Genomic DNA, 19,231 nt, shown 5'->3' on the forward strand with positions numbered 1-19,231 from the left:
TCTCACTCCCCCTGAGTGATGACATGGATGCGCCCGGCGGTTGACGCCCGTGGGAACAGCGGTGAATGAGAATGGAACTCCGTTTCTTGAATGGGGAGTTCAGGTGGCTCGGTGGGATCGGGTCGGGCGAGTCGCGGCGTATGGGGCAGCACTGGCGCTGACGCCCTACCTGCTGATCAAGGTGTCCTGGGTGGTTGGTTCGCTCTTGGGGCTGCTGCCGGTCGGGACCGGGTTCGGCATGGCAGAGTGGGTGGTGCTCAACAGCGCCACGATCGGTATGGCAGGGATCGGGATCGCGGTGGCGCTCGCGCTGGTGCGGCCGTGGGGGATGCGCATACCGGGAGCGCCGTTGGCGTTCTGCGCCTGGGTCGGAACGGGATTCCTCGTCCCGGTGTTGCCGTACGCCGTTCTCAGTTCGCTGCTGGGCTCGGAGGACGGCAATCCGAGGAGCGGGAGCGACGCAGGCCCGTCGATGCCGGTCTGGGAGGCAGCGCTGGTTCAGATCGGGTTTGTGGGCATGGGGCTGGGTCTGGCCATCGCGCTGCCCACGTACTTGCGGCGGCGCTGGCCGGACGCGTTCGCGGGTCGGCTCGGGGACCGTGGGGAGGGCTCGCCGAGGGCGCTGCCATGGATGGCCGTGGTCGGCGTCGCAGCCGGTCTTGTCTGGCTGTACTGGGCGGTGGGCGGCACCGCAGGTGTAGCCCACCGCGGCGAGCGGGACCTCGCTTGGTATGTGCTGTCCGGCGTCTTCGGGCTCTGGGCGTTCGTGGCGTCCGCCGCTACCTGGGCTGTTGTCCGAGGCCGGCCCGCACGAGTCCCCCGCTGGTGGCCGATGGCGCTCGGCTGGCTCGGCTCGGGCTCGTTGTTCGCCTGGAGCGGCTGGAAGCTTCCGTTCACCCTGTACCTGGCGGTCGCGCAGCCGGCCGATGCGGCCCTGCCGGAAAACCTCGCGCTCGCGGCGGTCCTGCACCTTGCAGCGGTGGGGGCGGGCGCCGGGATGCTGCGAGCGCTCGTTCGTACGCGGCTGGTGTCATCGAACTCGTAAACGAAACGTTCAAGGGACACCTCAACCTCGAACAACACCGAGGACGCACACCTCGCGGTGTCATCACCCGCGTCCTGCAGCACATCCTCCGATCAACCTCGGACTCACACGAACCTGCGGCACTTGGCACCTCACCCCCGCCACCCCCTAGCCAAGAGGGGTCACCCGGCTTCCGGCCGGGTGACCCTTCAACAAGATCTTCATGAGCCTTCCAGGCGGGTCCGACGCCCTTCCGTTCGGTGCCGGCGCGGGGCGGTGTGCCGGTCGGCAGGGCGGTTGCCGGCCCGGTCGCCGGCTTCCTCCCGCCCGTTGAGGGGGACCGGGCCTGGTTCCGGTGGAGCGGGACACCGGCCGGGACGAAGGACGCCGGCGGATGACCGGCGTCACCGTCCGTCGCCGAGCAGCGCCTCGGCCTCGGCGAGGATCTCGGTGACCCGGAGACCGAACACGGCGTCGCACGGATGCGGACGACCGGTGCGCGCGGCGGCCAGGAGGGCGTCCACGGCCCGTCGCAGAGCGGGCACCGGGCCCTGCGGATCCTCCGGCATCAGCGTCACCCCGGTACCGCCCCGCAACTCCACCGCGGCGCCCGCCGCGGCGGGCGGTGCCGTCAGGCTCAGCGTGAGCGTGCTGGACACCCCGCCCGCGTGGTCGAGGACCAGGTGCACGGTGTCCCCGGGACCGGGCACGGCCGCCGCCACCCGCCGTACGTCCCCGAGGGCCGGCAACAGGACGGACAGGGCGTGCGGGCCGACGTCCCACAGGGCGCCCTTCTCACGCCGCCACGGCGAGCGCGCGAACGGGCTGTCGCCGCCGAACACCGCGCCGAGCCACTGCGCACGCGCCGTGAACCACTCGCCGGCCTCCGCCTGTTCGGCGATCCACGCCTCGGTCCCGGGCTGGAACCGGGTCGTGAAGAAGACGACGGAGGCGACGCGGGCCTCCCGCACCGCCTCGACCACCGCCCGTCCCTGCGCCACCGTCGTCGCGAGGGGCTTGTCCAGCAGCAGATGGCACCCGGCCCGCGCCGCGCGCACCGCGAGCCCGGCCTGCACGGCCGGCGGCAGCGCCACGGCGACGGCCTCCACGTCGGCGAACAGGGCGTCGACGTCGTCGTAGGCGCGCGTGCCGTGCCGTGCCGCCAGCTCCTCGGCGGCCCGGGGCCTACGTCCCCACACGCCCACGAAGTCCACGTCGTCGTGCCCGTCCAGGGCCGGCGCGTGGGCCATGTCCGCCCAGGGGCCGGTACCGAGCAGTCCGATGCGCATGCCGCCGCCTCTCCGAGATGTCCGGCCCGACTCCGGCCGGCGCACCACCTCGCCGGCCGGTGCCGAGCGTGTCACACGGACCGGGGACCCCCGCAAGCCCGGGCCGAGGGACGCCGCCGCGTCCGCCCCCGGCGGCACACCGGTCCGCCCCGCCGGCCGCCCGCGTCCCACGAGACCGGTGATTCTGCCGATCCCCTCCACCGCCACGCCCGTCGACAGTGGCAACGCCAGCTCATCGGCGAGGCCAGGCCGGCGGATGTCCCGGGACGCGACCCCACGCGTCCCGGGCCGTGTGCGACCACCGGCCGGGCGACCCGCCACGACAGAGAGGACGACTCCCCGTGCAGCAGAACCCCCACACCCACGCCGCTCCCCGCGGCGCGCGCCGGCGGCTGGCCGGTGTCACGGCGGCCCTCGCCGCCGTCGTCGCGCTCAGCACCCTCACCGGCCCGGGCGCCCACGCCGCCGACAACCCCTACGAGCGCGGCCCGGCGCCGACCACCTCCAGCATCGAGGCACTGCGCGGCCCCTACTCCGTGGCGGACACGAGGGTCTCCTCTCTCGCCGTCACCGGCTTCGGCGGCGGCACGATCTACTACCCGACCAGCACCAGCGACGGCACGTTCGGCGCCGTCGTGATCGCGCCCGGCTTCACCGCGTACCAGTCCTCCATCGCCTGGCTCGGGCCGCGCCTGGCCTCGCAGGGCTTCGTCGTCTTCACCATCGACACCCTCACCACCGTGGACCAGCCCGACTCCCGGGGGCGGCAGCTGCTCGCCGCGCTGGACTACCTCACCGAGCGCAGCTCCGTGCGCGGCCGGATCGACAGCAGCCGGCTCGGCGTGATGGGGCACTCGATGGGCGGCGGCGGCACCCTCGAGGCCGCCAAGTCCCGGCCCTCGCTCCAGGCCGCGATCCCCCTCACCCCCTGGAACCTCGACAAGACCTGGCCCGAGGTCAGCACCCCGACCCTGATCGTGGGGGCCGACGGCGACACCATCGCCCCGGTCGCCTCCCACTCCCAGCCCTTCTACTCCAGCCTGCCCTCCACCACGGACCGCGCGTACCTGGAGCTGAACGGCGCGACCCACTTCTCGCCCAACACGTCGAACACGACGATCGCGAAGTACAGCATTTCCTGGCTCAAGCGGTTCATCGACAACGACACCCGCTACGAGCAGTTCCTGTGCCCGCTGCCGCGGCCCAGCCTCACCATCGAGGAGTACCGGGGCAACTGCCCGCACGGCTCCTGACCCTCCACGGCACGGTCCGGCGGCGGCCGCGCGTACGGCGCGGCCGCCGCCGGCGCGCTGTGCCGCCGCACGGCACCGGGCCGCGCACCCTGGGCGACCGCACAGCGCTGCCCCGCGCACCTCACGAAGGAACCGCAGGTGGAACGGCCGGCACCCGGCCCGACCGGTGCGCGGCGGGCGTGGACCGGCGCCTTCCGCCTCTGGTTACGCACGCGTAACCTCACGGGAATGAACGGAGAGACGACCGTACGTACGGCCGTGCGGATCCACGGTCACGACGGGCAACGGCGGGCGGTGGGGGAGCTGCTGGACGGGCTGGCCACCCGCGGAGGCCACCTGGTGGTGACCGGGGAACCCGGGCTCGGCCGCACCACTCTCCTCCGGTGGGCCGCCCGCTCCTTCACGGCCGGTCCCGTCCTGCACCTCGACGCCCCGGCGGGCCGGTGCGCGCCCGCGCCGGCCGGGGAACTGCTCGCCGGCCTGCGGACCGCGGCGGGCGACGGCCCGCTGCTCGTGTGCGTGGACGACGCGCACCTGTGGGACCCGCCGGCCCGGGCCGCCCTGGGCCGTGCGGCCGAGCGCCTGCACCCGGCGGACCGGGTCGGCCTGCTCCTCTCCGTGGCCGGCCACCGCGCCGTCGACCCGGAGTTCGCCCACCTGCCCGCCGTACGCCTGGACCCGCTGACGCCGCCGCAGGCCGACGCCCTGCTCGACGACGCGACCGACGGCACCGCCGACCCGGCCGTGCGCGCCCAACTGCTGGCCGAGGCGGAGGGCAACCCGGGTCTGCTGCTCGCCCTGGTCCGCCGCCTGTCGCCCGCCGAACTGCGCGGGCACCGGCCGCTGCCCCGACCACTGGCGGACGCCGGCACCCTGGAGGACGTGGCGGGCGCGGCCCTGACCGGGCTGCCGCCGGACGTACGGGACCTGCTGCTGACGGTGGCGGCGGCCGCCCGGGTGCCGGACGCCCCGGACGTCGACGCCGACCTCGTCCTGGACGCCGTACGGCACCTGCGGCCGGCCACCGCGCCCGCGCCGTGCCCGGAATCCGCGCCCGCGCCGTGCCCGGAATCCGTGCCCGGGCTCCTCGCGCTCTGCGAGGGCCGGTTCCGTTTCCACAGTCCGCTGGTCGGCCGCACCGTCCACGCCACCGCCGCACCGGACCGCCGTCACGCGGCCCACCGCGCGCTGGCCGACGTCCTGGAGGCCGCCGGGCAGCGGCTCCCCGCGCTGCTCCACCACGCCTGGTCCCTGGCCGGCGCCGGTCCCGCGCCGGCCCTCGCGGACCGGCTCGCGGCCCGGGCGGCCGACGAGTCCACCGCATCGCACCGGCTGCGCGCGACGGCGTACGCCCGGGCCGCCGACCTGTCGGCCGACGGCCCGGTCCGGGCGGAGCGGTACACGGCCGCGGCCGAGCAGGAACTGCTCGCCGGCCGGCCGGACCGCGCGCGTCCGCTGCTCACCACGGCGCGGGAGGGCGCCGCGCCCGCCGTGGTCCGGGGGCGGGCCGCGCTGGTGCGCGGGCTGACGGAACTGGGGGACGGCCCCGTCGGCGACGCGCACCAGTCCCTGCTGCTGGCCGCTTCCCTGCTCGCCGCCGAGGCCCCCGCCCAGGCCGCGACCGCGGCCCTGGCCGCCGCCGACGCGGCCTGGGCGGCCGGAGACCTGCCGGCGTGCCTGGCCACCCTCGGCCCGGAACCGCCTCCGCCCGACCGGATCGCCGGCCCCGACGTCGCCGGACAGCCGCGTGCGTCCGCCGCCGCCGCCCCGCACACCGATCCGGTGCGCGACCACCTCGTCGGCATGCGGGCGCTGCTCGAAGGACGGCTGGACCGCGCGGCGGCACCGCTCGGGCGGGTCGTGGAGCGGGCCGGCACCGGGGAGCGCCCCGAGGGCCCGCTGCGGGCGGCGGCGGCAGCGCTGCTGCTGGGCGAGGTGGACGTCGCCCGCCGGGCCGGGGCGCGGGCCCTCGCCGCCGCCCGCCACCTCGGGTCGGACGCGCTGGTCCCGCAGGCACTGGAGTACCTCGCCTACGCCGAACTGCGCGCGGGCCGGCACCCCCAGGCCCGCGCCCACGCCGAGGAGGGCCTGCGCACCGCGGCGCGGGCCGGGCAGCGCAACACGGCGGCCCACCACCGGGCGGTGCTGGCCCTCGCGGCGTCGATCGAGGACGAGCCCGACGTCGTCGCCCGGCACGTGACGGCGGCGCTGGCCACCGCCCGGCGGCACGGACTGGCCCAGGCTGCCACCCTGGCGGAGTGGGCGGCGGCCCGCGCCGACCTCGGGCGCGGCCGTCCCTTCGACGCCGCCGACCGGCTCGGCCTCCTGGTCCTCCCCGGGCCCCGGCGCGGGCACTTCGCGGTGTGGCGGCTGGCCGTGCCCTGTTTCGTGGAGGCCGCCGTCCTCACCGGCCGGCACGAGGACGCCCGGACGCTCCTGACGGACTTCGCCGGCTGGGCGGCCTTCGGCGCCGACCCGCAGGCCGCCGCCCAACTGGCCCGCTGCCACGCCCTGCTGGCCCCGCCGGAGGACGCCGACGCGCTGTACGTGCGCGCGCTCGCCCGGCACGACGAGGCGGGCGGCGACTTCGAACGGGCCCGCACCGCCCTGCTGTACGGCAAGTGGCTGCGCCGGCGACGCCGGCCGCGCGAGGCCCGCGACCGTCTCGGCAGCGCGCTGGCCGGCTTCGAACGGTCCGGCGCCGGTGTCTGGGCCGAGCAGGCGCGCGACGAGCTGCGGGCGCTCGGGGCCGCCTCGCGCGGCTCCACGGGGACCGGCACGCTCACCCGGCTGACCCCGCAGCAGCTGCGCATCGCCCGGTACGTCGCCGGGGGCGCCACCAACCGGGAGGTCGCGCTGACCCTCGCGGTGAGCACCCGCACCGTCGACTACCACCTCCGCAAGGTGTTCGCGGCCCTCGGCGTACGGTCCCGGCTGGAGCTGGCGCGCGTGGTCGAACAGGCGGAGCAGGGGGAACAGGGGGAACGGGCCGAAAAGACCGGTGCACGACCCTAGGGACCGACCAGACGGTATGTCATCCTTCGGGGCAGGACGAGTCAGGGGGCAGGCCGGGCGCGGGCGCACGCCCGCTGCGGGCCTCCTCCGTGAGCCCTGGCCTGGGGAGGACCGCGATGCACCACGCCGTACGGTCACGAGCAGCGATCCGCACCGCCGGACTGACGCCCGTTCCGCGCCCGCGGACACCGGGCGTCGCCTCGCTCATGGACGCCGACGCCCTGCGGGTCCTGCACCGGGCGGCCCGCGGGCTGCTCGACGACCTGCCGGGGCTGACCGACCGACTGGTGGCGCTGCTGCGCGAGCTGGAACCGGCGTACCGCGCCGTCCTGGCGAAGGACCCCACCGCGACCTGGCAGGAGGCGCACCGCTCGCTGCGGCACAGCGTGACCTCGCTGCTCGATCCGCGGGGCTCCCGGGACGCGGCCCGCCGCTGCTCCTGGCGGATCGGCGCCACCCGCGCCGAACAGGGACTGCCGCTGGACGCCCTGCTGCACGCCTTCCGCCTCGGCGGGTCCCTGGTGTGGCAGCGGCTGGTGGAGGAGACCTCCCGCACCGCGCCCGAGGACGTCCGGCTGCTGGTGCACGTGGCCGCCGACGTGTGGAACTTCGTCGACGAGCACTGCACGCTCGTCGCGGACGCCTACCGGCAGACCGAGTGGCAGCTGAGCCGGCGCCGCGAGAACCGGGCCCGGCTGCTCGCGGCCGGTCTGCTGGACGGCACCAGCCGCATCGCCGACCTGCCGGAGGCGGCACAGGCGCTGGACCTGCCGGAGCAGGGCCGGTACGTCGTCGTCGCCGTCGCCGGCGTGAACCCCGCCCGCGCCGCCGCCCGCGCCGCCGTCGTACCGGACGGGACCCGCGTCCACTGGCACACCGGGGCGGAGGTGGACTACGGCATCGTGCTGCTCGCCGCCGGGGACGGCGATCCGCCGGTGCCGGGCGACGTGGTCCCGGGACCGCGGATCGGCGTCGGCAGCCCCGTCGAGGGGCTGGCCGCCGTCGGCGAGGCCCGCGGACACGCCGACACCGCTCTCCGCATCTGCCCCGAGGACGGCGGCGTGGTCCGGCTGGCCGACCACCTCCCCGCCGCCCTGGTGGTGGCCGGCCCCGATCTCGGCCGGACCCTCGCCACCAGGGTGCTCGGCCCGCTGCTGCGGCTGGAGCCCGCCGACCGGGACGTCCTGCTGGACACCCTGACGACGTGGCTCGACTGCGACGGCTCGGCGCAGCGGGCCGGTGAACGTCTCTACTGCCACCGCAACACCGTGCTCAACCGCCTGCGCCGCTGCGAACAACTGACCGGCCGCTCCCTGGCCCGCCCGGCCGACCTGGTCGAGATCACCCTCTCCCTGACCGCCCACCACCTCCTCCCGACCTGACCCCCACCCCCCAGCTGTGGGCAGCCGCACAGCCCCGCGCCCTCCCCCCAGCCGCGGGCAGCCGCATCGTCCCGTGTCCCCCCAGCTGCGGGCAGTCGTGCCTCCCCCAGTGCCTGAACGGCCTGGGAGGTACCCCCAGGGCGATGGGGGTCCCCCCGCTCGAGCGAAGCCGAGAGTGGGGGAGGGTGGGCGCTGGGGGTACACCCCTCTGGGGAAGGCACCCCGTCAGCGCCGGGCCGCGCACCCCCGCCCCGCACCCACACCGGCCACCCACCCCACCCACACAGAGTGGGCATCCGCACAGACTCCCCGCCCCCCGACTGGGACACCGCAGCGACCCACCCCGCACCCCCTGTACGCACCCCGCCCCCCGTGCTGTGGTGAGCGCCCCTTCCCCGTCACCGTGCCCTCCCGGCACGGTCCTCAGGAGCCGCGATGCCCGCAGCACCACCGGACGGTGAGCCCGCGCTGCACGTCGAGAACCTCGACGTGACGTACGGCCGCGCCCTGTCCGCCCTCCGTTCCGTGTCCCTGACCGTCCCGCACGGCGGCGTCGTCGCACTGCTCGGTGCCAACGGCGCCGGCAAGACGACCCTGCTGCGCGCCGTGTCGGGCACCCTGCGCCTGCACCGCGGCGCGATCACGGCCGGCCGGGTCCGCCACGGCGACACGGCCCTCGACGGCCGCGACCCGGTCGCCGCCGTCCGCGCCGGCGTCGTGCAGGTGCCCGAGGGCAGGCGGGTGTTCGCCGGACTCACCGTCGACGAGAACCTGCGGGCCGGCGGCCTCGGCCTCTCCCGGCGCGCCCCGGCCCAGGTCCGCGAGGCCCGGGACCGCGTCTTCGCCCTCTTCCCGCGCCTCGCCGAACGCACCCGTCAGGCCGCGGGCCTGCTGTCCGGCGGCGAGCAGCAGATGCTGGCCATCGGACGCGCCCTGATGGCGGCCCCCCGCCTGCTCCTCCTGGACGAGCCCTCCCTCGGGCTCGCCCCGCTCATGGTGGACCGGATCGCCGAGGTGGTCCGCGAGATCAACACCCAGGGCACCGCGGTCCTCCTGGTCGAGCAGAACGCCGGCATGGCGCTCTCCCTCGCGAGCCACGCCCACGTCCTGGAGGTCGGCGAGATCCGCCTGTCCGGCCCCGCCGCCGAACTCGCGCGCACCGACGCCGTACGCCGCCTCTACCTGGGCGAGACCGCCGACGACCAGGGGGCCGCGTGACCACCCGTACCACCGCGCCCCCCGTGCTCGAGGTCCGCGGCGTGACCGTGCGCTTCGCCGGCCTCACCGCCCTCGACGACGTCTCCTTCACGGTCGCCCCGGGCACCGTGCACGCCGTCATCGGACCCAACGGCGCCGGCAAGTCCACCTGCTTCAACGTCCTGTCGGGCCTGTACCGGCCCGCCGCCGGCACCGTACGGCTCGGCGACGCCGAACTGACCCGGCTCGCCCCGCACCGGATCGCCGCCCTCGGCGTGGCCCGCACCTTCCAGAACATCGTCACCACCCAGGGCACCGTCGCCGACAACCTGATGCTCGGCCGTCACGCCCTGACCCGCGCCGGCTTCGCCGCCAGCGCCCTGCGCCTGCCGCGCGCCGTGCGCGAACAGCGCGAACACCTCGCCAAGGCCCGCGAGATCGCCGAACTCACCGGGATCGGGGCCCACTTCGACTCGCCCGTCGCCCTGCTCCCCTACGGCGACCGCAAGCGGGTCGAACTCGCCCGCGCCCTCTGCCTGGAGCCCCGTGTGCTGCTGCTCGACGAACCCGTGGCGGGCATGAACGCCGCCGAACGCGTGCGCATGACCGAGGTCGTCCGGGAGGTCCGCGCCGAACTCGGCCTCTCCGTCGTCCTGGTGGAGCACGACATGGGCCTGGTCATGCGGCTCGCCGACGACGTCACCGTCCTCGACTTCGGCAGGGCCATCGCCCACGGCACCCCGGACGAGGTCCGCCGCGACCCCGAGGTGCTGCGCGCCTACCTCGGCACCGGAACCACGGGGGAGGACGCGGCATGAACGGTTTCCTCGACAACCTCCTCAACGGCCTGGCCCTCGGCTCGGTCTACGCCCTGATCGCGCTCGGCTTCGTCACCATCTTCAAGGCCTCCGGCGTCCTCAACTTCGCCCACGGCTCCCTGCTGCTGCTCGGCGGCTACCTCGTCGCCGTCCTCCACGACGACCTCGGCTTCGCCGGTGCGCTGGCCCTCGCCGTCGTCGTCACCGCCGCCGTGGCCGGCGCGCTCGACCGGCTGCTCCTCCAGCGCGGGGAGCAGGACGCCCACGGCGCCCACGTGCAGACCATCGTGACCATCGGCATCGACATCGTCCTGGTCACCGACCTGGCCCGGCGCATCGGCGGCGACCTGCTGCCCCTCGGCGACCCCTGGGGCGACGCGGTGACCGACCTGGGTCCGGTGACCGTCGCCGACAGCCGCGTCGCCGCGATCCTGGTGTCCGCCGTGGCCATGGGCGGCGCCTTCGCCCTCTTCCGGTTCACCCCGTGGGGCCTCGCCCTGCGCGCGGCGGCCGAGGACGCCGAGGCCGCCGCCCTCATGGGCGTACGACTGACCCGGATCCGCACCGTCGCCTGGTGCCTGGCCGGCGGACTCGCCGCGCTCGCCGCGGTCTTCCTCGTCGCCTTCCCGGCGCCGGGCCTGGAGCGCACCACCGGGCAGATCGCCCTCAAGGCCTTCCCCGCCGCCATCCTCGGCGGCATGGCCTCCCCGGTCGGCGCCCTGGTCGGCAGCATGCTGATCGGCCTCACCGAGGCGTTCGTCGCCGGCTACCAGTCCGACCTGCACGTCCTCGGCGAGGGCTTCGGCGACGTCGCCCCGTACGCGGTGATGGTGCTGGTCCTCCTGGTCCGCCCGGCGGGACTGTTCGCGGCGAAGGGAGCGGCCCGTGTCTGACCTCCGCGAGGCGAACGGCCTCCTGCGGCGCGGTCCGCTGCTGCTGTCCGCCCTCCTCCTGTGCGCCCTGCCCTTCTACCTGGACGCCTTCTGGCTGCGCATCGGCCTGTTCTCGATGGCCGCCGCCATCGGTGCCGTGGGACTCGGCCTGCTCAGCGGCACCGCGGGACAGCTCTCCCTCGGCCACGCCTTCTTCCTCGCCGTCGGCGCCTACGGCTACGTGTGGCTGGCGGGCGAGCCCGGGCCGGGGCTGCCGCCGGCGCTCGCCGCGGTCCTCGCGGTCCTGCTCGCCGGGGCCGCGGGCGGACTGTTCAGTCCCGTCGCCGCCCGGGTGAAGGGCATCTACCTGGGCGTGGCCACCCTCGCCCTCGTCTTCCTCGGCCACCACGTCCTGCTCACCGCGGACTCCGTCACCGGCGGCTTCAACGGCCGCTCGGTGCCGCCGCTGGAGCTCGGCGGATTCACGTTCGCCGAGTCCGACCCGGAACTGACGGTCCTCGGCGTGCCGTTCGGGTCCGAGGAACGGCTCTGGTACCTGGGCCTCGCCCTGTTCGCCGTCACCTGGTTCACCGCGCGCGGGCTGCTGCGCGGACGCCCCGGGCGCGCCCTGGCGGCGCTGCGCGACAGCGAGACGGCGGCGTCCGTGATGGGCGTCCACGTGGCGGGGTACCGCTCGGCGGCGTTCGTCGTCTCCTCGATGTACGCGGGCCTCGCCGGCGTGCTGCTGGCGCTCTCCTTCCGCCGCGTCGTGCCCGACTACTTCTCCCTCGCCCTGTCCGTCGACTACCTCGCCATGATCGTCATCGGCGGCCTGGGATCCGTCGCCGGGGCCACCGCCGGGGCCGTCTTCGTCACCGCGCTGCCCCTGCTGATGACGCGCTACGCCGACCAGCTGCCCCTGGTGGCGACCCCCGGCTCCGGCGACGGCTCGATCGGGCCCACCGAGGCCGCCCGCTACCTCTACGGCGCGGCGATCGTCGTGATCCTCCTCTTCGCCCCCGACGGCCTGCACGGCCTGGCCCGCCGCGCCCGCGCCCGGCTGCGCCACAGGCCCCCGGTCACCGGACCTCCCGACCCCGGGGCCACGCCCCGGACCACCCCTGCCACCACCGCACGAGCCGAGGAGCACACCCCGTGAACGTCACGCACCCCAGGCCCCGCGCCACCCGGACCGCCGCGCTGGCCGCGGCCCTGGCCGCCGTGCTGCTCGCGGGCACCGCCTGCAGCTCCAAGGCGGATGGCAAGAGCACCACCGACGGCGCCGACGGCGTCAAGGCCGGTCCCGGTGTCAGCGACAAGGCCATCAGGCTGGGCGCCCTGACCGACCTCACCGGCCCCTACGCCACCCTCGGCAAGAGCATCGTGCAGGCCCAGCAGATGTGGGCCGACGAGACCAACGCCGCGGGCGGCATCTGCGGACGCAAGGTGGAGATCGTCGTCAAGGACCACGGCTACGACGTGCAGAAGGCGGTCACCGCCTACGCCGACATCTCCCCGGACGTCGTCGCCCTGCCCCAGGTCATCGGCTCGCCGGTGGTCGCCGCCCTGCTCGACGACCTCGAACGCGACCACATGCTGACCTTCCCGCAGGCCTGGGCGGCCTCCCTGCTCGGCAAGGACTCCGTCCAGGTCCTCGGCACCACCTACGACCTCGACATGATCGCCGCCGTCGACTTCCTGACCCGCACCAAGAAGGTCGCCGAGGGCGACACCATCGGCCACGTCTACTTCGAGGGCGACTACGGCGCCAACGCGCTGGAGGGCTCGACGTGGGCCGCCGAGAAGGCCGGGATGAAGGTGGTCGGCCAGAAGATCAAGGCCACCGACACCGACCTGTCCGCGCAGGTGTCGGCGCTGGACAAGGCGGGGGTGAAGGCCGTCCTGATCAGCGCCGGCCCCGCCCAGACCGCCTCCCTCGCCGGCGTGGCGGCCTCCAAGGGCCTGACGGTGCCGATCGTCAGCAGCGCGCCGGGGTACGCCCCGCAGCTGATGAAGACGCCCGCGGCGAAGGCGCTGGAGGCCATGGTGCACGTGGTCAGCGCGGCACCGGCCGTCAGCTCGGACCTGCCGGGCGTCCGGAAGATGGTCGCCTCCTACGCGAAGAAGTACCCGGGGTCACCGGCCGACTCGGGCGTGCTCTCCGGGTACAACGCCGCCCGGTTGATCGGTGCCGACCTGAAGAAGGCCTGCGAGGGCGGCAGCCTCACCCGCGAGGACGTGGTCGAGGCGCACCGTTCGCAGCACGACGCCGACACCGGCCTCGGCACCCCGCAGGACTTCACGGACGTCTCCGTGCCCGCGAGCCGCTCCACCTACGTGCTGAAGCCCGACGCCGAGGCCGTCGGCGGCCTGGTCGGCGTGGAGGAGGCCCACCAGGCACCCGGCGTCGACGCGTACCTGGCCGCACGCGGCTGACAATGGTGATGGACCGTCAAGTAGCGCCTCACAAAGCCTCCTTGACGGTCCTTCGGCCTGACCCCTGGTTCGCCTGACCACCGGGTCTCTAGGATGTACTCTCTGTCATGCCGGTGCGGTGGGCGCGGTACGGAGCTGGGGGAATGATGCAAGCCGACAAGCAGCTGTCCACGGAGATCGACGCCAACGTGCCAACGGCCGCACGTATGTACGACTACTACCTGGGTGGCAAGGACAACTACGCGGCCGACCGGGCGGCGGTCGAGCAGCTCGACAAGGTCGTCCCCAGCACGCGCCGGCTGGCCCTGAACAACCGGCGTTTCCTGCAGCGCGTCGTCAGGGTCCTCGCGGAGGACTACGGCATACGGCAGTTCCTCGACCACGGGTCCGGCCTGCCCACGCAGGACAACGTCCACACCATCGCGCAGCGCGTCGACCCCGAAGCCCGCGTGGTCTACGTCGACAACGACCCGATGGTGCTGGTCCACGGCCGGGCGCTGCTCGACCAGAACGACCGCACCGCGGTCATACACGCCGACATGCGCTCGACGGAGGAGATCTTCTCCCACCCGGACACGCAGCGTCTGATCGACTTCTCGCAACCGGTGGCGGTGCTGTTCAACTCGGTCTTCCACTGCATCCCGGACAGCGAGACCGACGGGCCGATGGCCGTGGTCCGCCGCGTGACCGAGCGGCTCGTGTCCGGCAGCTACGCCGTGATGTGCCAGCTGGTCAGCGAGGACGCCGAAGTGCGGAAGTCCGTCACGGAGTTCATGGACGAGGCGACGCAGGGCCGCTGGGGCCGTGTCCGCGAGCCGAAGGACGTCGCGGCCTGGTTCGAGGGCATGGACATCCTGGAGCCGGGCCTGGTGGAGGTCTCCACCTGGCGCCCGGACAGCGAGGTGGTTCCCCGCCAGCTCACCGACGAGTGGATCGAGTTCGGCGGCCTCGGCCGCATCCGCTAGGGCCTGTTGCGAAAGTGGCCTCTGCCGCGCGACGCCCGGCACGCACTCTCGCCGCACCGCCCGGAAGCCCGAGTACGCCCAGTACGAGGGCTTCCGGGCGGCACGCCGAGAGCACGCACCGGACGCCGCGCGGCCGCCCTTCGGGCGACGAGGCCACTTTCGCAACAGGCCCTAGCCGGCACGGAACACCGGGCCGTGCACGACGGCGGAAACGCGACGCTCGGCCCCTCCGCGGCCGAGCCCGCCGGGTGTCGTCGCCCCACCCGCCCCCGTACGCTCACCTCGCGGCGTAACGCCCCGACACCGTCTCGCGGAGCATCTCCAGGGACTCGCGCGGAGTCAGCGCCTCGTCGGCCAGGCGGTCCAGGGCGACCCGGTACTCCTCGGTCTCGTCGAGGTCCTCGAGGAAGTTGGCGCTCCTGATGTGCTCCAGGTAGACCACGTCGGGCAGGTCGCTGCCGCCGAAGCGCAGGTACGTCACCGGGATCGCGGGCGCCGACGCGTTGGTCACGTCCAACGGCACGATCTGCAGGGTCACATGGGGCTGCCCGGCCATCGTGATGAGGTGTTCGAGCTGTTCCCGCATGACGTCGCGGCTGCCCAGCACGCGGAGCAGCACCGACTCGTCGATGATCGCCCACAGCTGTGGCGCGTCCGCGCGGTGCAGCAACTCGGCCCGGCGCATCCGCAGTTCGACACGCCGCTGCACCTCGCCGGCCGGGGCGTTCGGCAGGCCGCGCTCGACGACGGCACGGGTGTAGTCCGCGGTCTGGAGCAGTCCGGGAACGTACTGGATCTCGAAGGTGCGGATGGTCGCCGCGGCCTCCTGGAGGCCGACCAGGCGGTCGAACCACTCGGGCATCAGGCGTTTGTCGTACCGCTGCCACCAGCCCGGCTCGCCCGCGCGCTGCAACAGCTTCAGCAGCACCGACGCCTCGTAGGGGTCGGTGCCGTAGAGCTCCAGCAGCGCGCGGACGTCGTTCTCCGTCGGGGGCCTGCGCCCCTTGCCGGACTCGATGCGCGACAGCTTCGCCGGGCTGAACCTCAGCTCCCGCGCCGCCTGGTCCTGGGACAGGCCGGCGTCCTCGCGGTAACCCGCCAGCTGCACGCCGACGAGCATCTTCAGCAGGGTGGGAGCCGGCGCGGTCCGTTCCAGATAGGGTTCGAGACGGGAGATGCGGGGCGGCGCGGCGGACATCCTGACTCCCAGCAGACCGGCAGACTTGATGAACACACTATCTCACCCTTCCGGTCGCCACCGCATGAGCCCGCGAAAATCGGGTAGTTGGCCTCCGCTTCGCCGTCGGCGTGCGCTACGGCGGCCACGGCCCGCCCGTCGTCACAGAAGGTGGTCGAACTCGCCGTCCTTCGCGCCGGCGAGGAAGGCGGCGATCTCCGCGGAGGTGTAGACGAGCGCGGGGCCGTCCGGATCGCGCGAGTTGCGCATCGCGACGCCCCCGTCCACGAGGGCGACCTCGACGCAGTTGCCCTCGGCGTTGCTGTGCCGGCTCTTCTTCCAGCGGACGTCCAGCGAACTGGCGCGCACTCCGTTCCGCACTGGTGGCACCGCAGCCTCCTTGCTGTCCGGGGGAGCGGGCCGCGTCACGTCGGCCCTCACGCGCTCCCGTCCGATTTTTTTCTGCGCAATTTCTCGTGCAATTGCACGCGATCACGTTCTGCGTGGATAATAGCCGTGGCGTCAACCCCCTGGCTGTCGCCCCTCACTGACGTCGCATCAGGGAGATGTCGTGTCGTCACCTGCACACTTAACGCTCCGATCACCCGGCGGACCCGTGCCGGAGACGGAGACGGCGAGCCGGTTCGACGGGCTCCCGCGCACGACACGAGCGGCCGCCCGCCCCGCCGGGCGGCCGTCCCCCACCGCCCACGCGGCACCGCCCGTCCGTCCCGCGCCCGCGGTGCTGCGCATCGCCTGCAGCGGGGAGGGCTTCGCACGTGCCCGGGCGTTCACCCGGGAGACACTGCACCGGTGGTCCCTCGACCACCGCGGTGACGACGCGGTCCTCGTGGTCACCGAACTCGCCGCCAGCGCCGTGGCGCACACGGTGCCGCCGGCCGCGACGGGCCGGCCGGAGATCGGGCCGGCGCTCACCCTGGGCCCCGGCCGTCTGACGCTGAGCGTCTCCGACCCCGGGGGCGGCGCGCCCGTGCGCACCTCACCCGACGACCACGGCCTGCGTGAGCACGGACGCGGTCTGTGCATCCTCGAGGCCCTGGCGGAGGAGTGGGGCTGGACCCCGAGACCTCCGGCGGGCAAGACCGTCTGGGCCGCGTTGTCGACCCACCCCCTGACCTGACCCGACTGCCGCGGAAGGGCCCCACGCCATGCGCAGCGCTCCGACACCTCAGCCGCTCACCCGGCACGCCGACCGCCACACGTCGCCGGCCGGTTCGCTCCGTACCGCGCCCCTCGCCGGTCTGGACCAGGTGCCCTGGAGCGAGATCCAGGACTCCACCGGTTCGGCCACGGCCATCCCCCGACTGCTCGACCAGGTCGCCCGGGGTGACGCCGAGACCGCCCGGGCCGCCCTCGCCGATCTCCGGAAACGGATCTGCCAGTACGGCTTCGTGGTCGAACAGGCCACCGCCGCGACCGTGCCCTTCCTCTGGGAGCTGGCCCAGTGGCCCCAGGTGAACTGCCGGGCGCAGATCATCCAGTTGCTCAAGAACATCGCCGACGCCAGGCAGTGGGAGACCACCGCGGCCGCCTACCCCAAGCTCCTCAACCACCGGGAGAACCCGGTGGCGTGGGAGCGCGCCGCACGCCAGGCCGTCCGCGCCCGGCGGGGCGAGCTGAAGCGGCTGATGGCGGAGGGCGACAGCGAGATCACGCGGGCCAGCACCGAACTGGCCCGCACGCTCGGAGACTGAGACCCGCGCCCTCCACGGGGGAGAAGGCGCGGGTCTCCTCCCGGCGCACGCCTTCCCGGTCCGCGGGACGGTGTGGCGCGGACCCGGCCGAAGAGGTAAGAAAGCGCGATGCGGAAAGCGCTTGCTCCGCCCCTTCGGTCACCAGGAGGACCACGCCGATGGCGTCGTCGTTGGAAAAGCCGCTCGACCACCGCTACCGGGGCGAGCACCCGATACGCACGCTCGTCTACCTGCTGCGCGCCGACCGCCGCCGACTGGCCGGGGCGGTCGTCGTGTTCACCGTCAAGCACAGCCCCGTCTGGCTGCTGCCCCTCATCACCGCGTCCATCATCGACACCGTCGTCCAGCACCGGCCGATCGGCACCCTGTGGACCAGCACCGGGATCATCATGTTCATCCTGGTGGTCAACTACCCGCTGCACCTGCTGTACGTCCGCCTCCTGTACGGCAGCGTCCGCCGCATGGGCACCGCGCTGCGCTCCGCGCTGTGCACACGCATGCAGCAGCTCTCCATCGGCTACCACGCGCGCGTCAGCGCCGGCGTCCTGCAGGCCAAGGTCGTGCGGGACGTGGAGACCGTGGAACAGATGGTGCAGCAGACCGCCGAGACCGGCCTCGGCGCGCTCACCGTCCTCACCGGGGGCCTCGTCATCATCGCCGTCCGCACACCGGAGTTCCTGCCCGTCTTCCTCGTCGTGGTGCCCGCCGCCTCCCTCCTCGTCGCACGCCTGCGCGCCCGGTTGCGCGCCCACAACGAGCACTTCCGGCACGAGGTGGAGACCCTCTCCTCCCGTGTCACGGAGATGACCCGGCTCATCCCGGTCACCCGCGCCCACGGACTGGAGGGCAAGGCGCTGCGCCGCATGGACGGCACCCTGGAGCGGCTGCTCACCTCCGGCATGCGCCTGGACCTGGTCAACGGCCGCTTCGGCTCGCTGTCCTGGGTCGTGCTCAACGTCGTCGGCGTCCTGGTCCTCGCGGGTGCGGCGCTGATCTCGTACTACGACGTGTGGGGCGTGAGCGCCGGCGACGTCGTCATGCTCAGCGCCTTCCTGACCACGCTGACCAACTCCACGACCACGCTGGCGGGCCTCGCCCCGGTCATCACCAAGGGCCTGGAGTCCGTCCGTTCGGTCGGCGAGGTGCTCCAGGCGCCCGAACTGGAGGACAACGAGGGCAAGGCGGAGCTCACCTCCCTGCGCGGGGCCGTCACCTTCGAGAACGTCGGCCACGTCTACGAGGGCGACGGGCGGCCCGCTGTACGCGACTTCATCCTCGCGGTCGAGCCCGGCGAGACCGTCGCGCTGGTCGGCGCGTCCGGGGCGGGCAAGTCCACCGTGCTCAACCTGGTGATCGGCTTCCTGCGCCCCACCAGCGGCCGGCTGCTGCTCGACGGCGCCGACATGGACACCCTGGACCTGCGCACCTACCGGCGCTTCGTCTCGGTGGTGCCGCAGGAGTCGATCCTCTTCGACGGCACGATCCGGGAGAACGTCGCCTACGGCATGGACGACGCCGACGAGGGGACGGTGCGCGCGGCGCTGCGCGACGCCAACGCGCTGGAGTTCGTCGAGAGGCTGCCGCAGGGCCTGGACACCCTGGTCGGGGAGCACGGCGCCCGGCTGTCCGGCGGGCAGCGTCAGCGCCTGGCCATCGCGCGGGCCCTGATCCGCGACCCCAAGGTGCTCGTCCTGGACGAGGCCACCTCCGCCCTGGACACCCGTTCGGAGGCGCTCGTCCAGCAGGCTCTCGCCCGGCTGCTGAAGGGACGGACCACCTTCGTCGTGGCGCACCGGCTGTCCACCGTGCGGGGCGCGGACCGGATCGTGGTGATGGGGGAGGGCCGCATCCTGGAGACCGGCACCCATGAGGAGCTCCTGCGCAGGGGAGGGGCCTACACGGCCCTGCACAGCGGGCAGGTCGCCTGACCGCCACCCCGGAGTTCTGCACCTTTTCCCGCTTGTTGTCGACGTGTCGGGACGCCGGTCGGACACGGACCGAAGGAATTTCGTCAACTGCGGACAGGAGCGCTCACGATGTGAATGTTTCGTCAGGGTTCGGGCATACGCAGCGAAAATCGAGAGAGGG

At 74.0% G+C, this 19,231-nt stretch carries 16 protein-coding genes; 13 read left to right on the plus strand and 3 right to left on the minus strand.

Annotated elements, in window-relative coordinates:
* Positions 1 to 103 precede the first annotated feature (103 nt).
* The gene (locus JHAT_RS07420; protein ID WP_077797232.1) at positions 104 to 1,045 is read left to right on the plus strand and encodes a hypothetical protein; all 942 of its coding nucleotides are present in this window, start codon (positions 104 to 106) and stop codon (positions 1,043 to 1,045) included.
* 383 nt (positions 1,046 to 1,428) lie between these two features.
* Here the strand turns inward: JHAT_RS07420 and JHAT_RS07425 are convergent, their stop codons facing one another.
* Positions 1,429 to 2,313 carry a Gfo/Idh/MocA family protein gene (locus JHAT_RS07425; protein WP_077797233.1) on the minus strand — a complete coding sequence of 295 codons (885 nt, stop codon included), beginning with the start codon at positions 2,311 to 2,313 and terminating at the stop codon, positions 1,429 to 1,431.
* A gap of 341 nt (positions 2,314 to 2,654) precedes the next feature.
* Between JHAT_RS07425 and JHAT_RS07430 the strand changes: the two genes are divergently transcribed.
* The 9 genes from JHAT_RS07430 (at position 2,655) to JHAT_RS07470 (ending at position 14,251) form a co-directional block, all read left to right on the plus strand.
* Positions 2,655 to 3,566, plus strand: a complete 912-nt coding sequence (locus tag JHAT_RS07430; protein WP_077797234.1) for a dienelactone hydrolase family protein — start codon at positions 2,655 to 2,657, stop codon at positions 3,564 to 3,566.
* 228 nt (positions 3,567 to 3,794) lie between these two features.
* Positions 3,795 to 6,581 carry a helix-turn-helix transcriptional regulator gene (locus tag JHAT_RS07435; protein WP_077797289.1) on the plus strand — a complete coding sequence of 929 codons (2,787 nt, stop codon included), beginning with the start codon at positions 3,795 to 3,797 and terminating at the stop codon, positions 6,579 to 6,581.
* Positions 6,582 to 6,697: 116 nt separating this feature from the next.
* A complete protein-coding gene (locus tag JHAT_RS07440) occupies positions 6,698 to 7,963 on the plus strand; it encodes a helix-turn-helix domain-containing protein (RefSeq protein ID WP_077797235.1) in 1,266 nt (421 codons plus the stop codon).
* A 435-nt stretch (positions 7,964 to 8,398) separates the two neighbouring features.
* Positions 8,399 to 9,181, plus strand: a complete 783-nt coding sequence (locus JHAT_RS07445; protein WP_077797236.1) for an ABC transporter ATP-binding protein — start codon at positions 8,399 to 8,401, stop codon at positions 9,179 to 9,181.
* Entirely contained in the window at positions 9,178 to 9,978 is an 801-nt protein-coding gene (locus JHAT_RS07450) for an ABC transporter ATP-binding protein (RefSeq protein ID WP_077797237.1), read from the plus strand. Before JHAT_RS07445 ends, JHAT_RS07450 begins: the two co-directional genes overlap by 4 nt.
* On the plus strand, positions 9,975 to 10,871 hold the full coding sequence (locus JHAT_RS07455; protein WP_077797238.1) for a branched-chain amino acid ABC transporter permease: 897 nt from the start codon (positions 9,975 to 9,977) through the stop codon (positions 10,869 to 10,871). The genes JHAT_RS07450 and JHAT_RS07455 overlap by 4 nt, the downstream gene beginning before the upstream one ends.
* Entirely contained in the window at positions 10,864 to 12,009 is a 1,146-nt protein-coding gene (locus JHAT_RS07460) for a branched-chain amino acid ABC transporter permease (RefSeq protein WP_077797239.1), read from the plus strand. The genes JHAT_RS07455 and JHAT_RS07460 overlap by 8 nt, the downstream gene beginning before the upstream one ends.
* The gene (locus tag JHAT_RS07465) at positions 12,006 to 13,286 is read left to right on the plus strand and encodes an ABC transporter substrate-binding protein (RefSeq protein ID WP_077797240.1); all 1,281 of its coding nucleotides are present in this window, start codon (positions 12,006 to 12,008) and stop codon (positions 13,284 to 13,286) included. The genes JHAT_RS07460 and JHAT_RS07465 overlap by 4 nt, the downstream gene beginning before the upstream one ends.
* A gap of 146 nt (positions 13,287 to 13,432) precedes the next feature.
* Positions 13,433 to 14,251, plus strand: a complete 819-nt coding sequence (locus tag JHAT_RS07470) for an SAM-dependent methyltransferase (protein WP_077797290.1) — start codon at positions 13,433 to 13,435, stop codon at positions 14,249 to 14,251.
* Positions 14,252 to 14,528: 277 nt separating this feature from the next.
* On the opposite strand, the gene JHAT_RS07475 is transcribed toward JHAT_RS07470, so the two are convergent.
* Both JHAT_RS07475 and JHAT_RS07480 read right to left on the minus strand, forming a co-directional pair.
* Complete coding sequence (locus tag JHAT_RS07475) at positions 14,529 to 15,449, minus strand: helix-turn-helix transcriptional regulator (RefSeq protein ID WP_077797291.1); 921 nt, start codon at positions 15,447 to 15,449, stop codon at positions 14,529 to 14,531.
* Between the two features lie 141 nt (positions 15,450 to 15,590).
* Positions 15,591 to 15,818 (minus strand): DUF397 domain-containing protein, encoded by a 228-nt coding sequence (locus JHAT_RS07480; protein WP_077797241.1) that lies wholly within the window; start codon positions 15,816 to 15,818, stop codon positions 15,591 to 15,593.
* 226 nt (positions 15,819 to 16,044) lie between these two features.
* Here JHAT_RS07480 and JHAT_RS07485 point away from each other — a divergent pair, with 226 nt between their 5' ends.
* From JHAT_RS07485 to JHAT_RS07495, 3 genes are all read left to right on the plus strand, one after another.
* A complete protein-coding gene (locus JHAT_RS07485; RefSeq protein ID WP_253195432.1) occupies positions 16,045 to 16,569 on the plus strand; it encodes an ATP-binding protein in 525 nt (174 codons plus the stop codon).
* A 28-nt stretch (positions 16,570 to 16,597) separates the two neighbouring features.
* Positions 16,598 to 17,143: a hypothetical protein gene (locus JHAT_RS07490; RefSeq protein WP_171990788.1), complete on the plus strand. Its 546-nt coding sequence runs from the start codon at positions 16,598 to 16,600 to the stop codon at positions 17,141 to 17,143.
* A 158-nt stretch (positions 17,144 to 17,301) separates the two neighbouring features.
* Positions 17,302 to 19,071, plus strand: a complete 1,770-nt coding sequence (locus JHAT_RS07495) for an ABC transporter ATP-binding protein (protein WP_077797243.1) — start codon at positions 17,302 to 17,304, stop codon at positions 19,069 to 19,071.
* Positions 19,072 to 19,231: the final 160 nt, after the last annotated feature.

Origin of the sequence: Streptomyces sp. JHA26, assembly GCF_002005565.1 — a bacterium.
Classification (GTDB): Bacteria; Actinomycetota; Actinomycetes; order Streptomycetales; family Streptomycetaceae; genus Streptomyces.

What these genes read in the sequence shown, in the direction of transcription:
- JHAT_RS07435 (WP_077797289.1), top strand. Translation starts at nt 3,795, where the DNA reads ATGAACGGAGAGACGACCGTACGTACGGCCGTGCGGATCCACGGTCAC.
- JHAT_RS07495 (WP_077797243.1), top strand. Translation starts at nt 17,302, where the DNA reads ATGGCGTCGTCGTTGGAAAAGCCGCTCGACCACCGCTACCGGGGCGAG.
- JHAT_RS07470 (WP_077797290.1), top strand. Translation starts at nt 13,433, where the DNA reads ATGCAAGCCGACAAGCAGCTGTCCACGGAGATCGACGCCAACGTGCCA.
- JHAT_RS07445 (WP_077797236.1), top strand. Translation starts at nt 8,399, where the DNA reads ATGCCCGCAGCACCACCGGACGGTGAGCCCGCGCTGCACGTCGAGAAC.
- JHAT_RS07425 (WP_077797233.1), bottom strand. Translation starts at nt 2,313, where the DNA reads ATGCGCATCGGACTGCTCGGTACCGGCCCCTGGGCGGACATGGCCCAC.
- JHAT_RS07455 (WP_077797238.1), top strand. Translation starts at nt 9,975, where the DNA reads ATGAACGGTTTCCTCGACAACCTCCTCAACGGCCTGGCCCTCGGCTCG.
- JHAT_RS07440 (WP_077797235.1), top strand. Translation starts at nt 6,698, where the DNA reads ATGCACCACGCCGTACGGTCACGAGCAGCGATCCGCACCGCCGGACTG.
- JHAT_RS07490 (WP_171990788.1), top strand. Translation starts at nt 16,598, where the DNA reads ATGCGCAGCGCTCCGACACCTCAGCCGCTCACCCGGCACGCCGACCGC.
- JHAT_RS07475 (WP_077797291.1), bottom strand. Translation starts at nt 15,449, where the DNA reads ATGTCCGCCGCGCCGCCCCGCATCTCCCGTCTCGAACCCTATCTGGAA.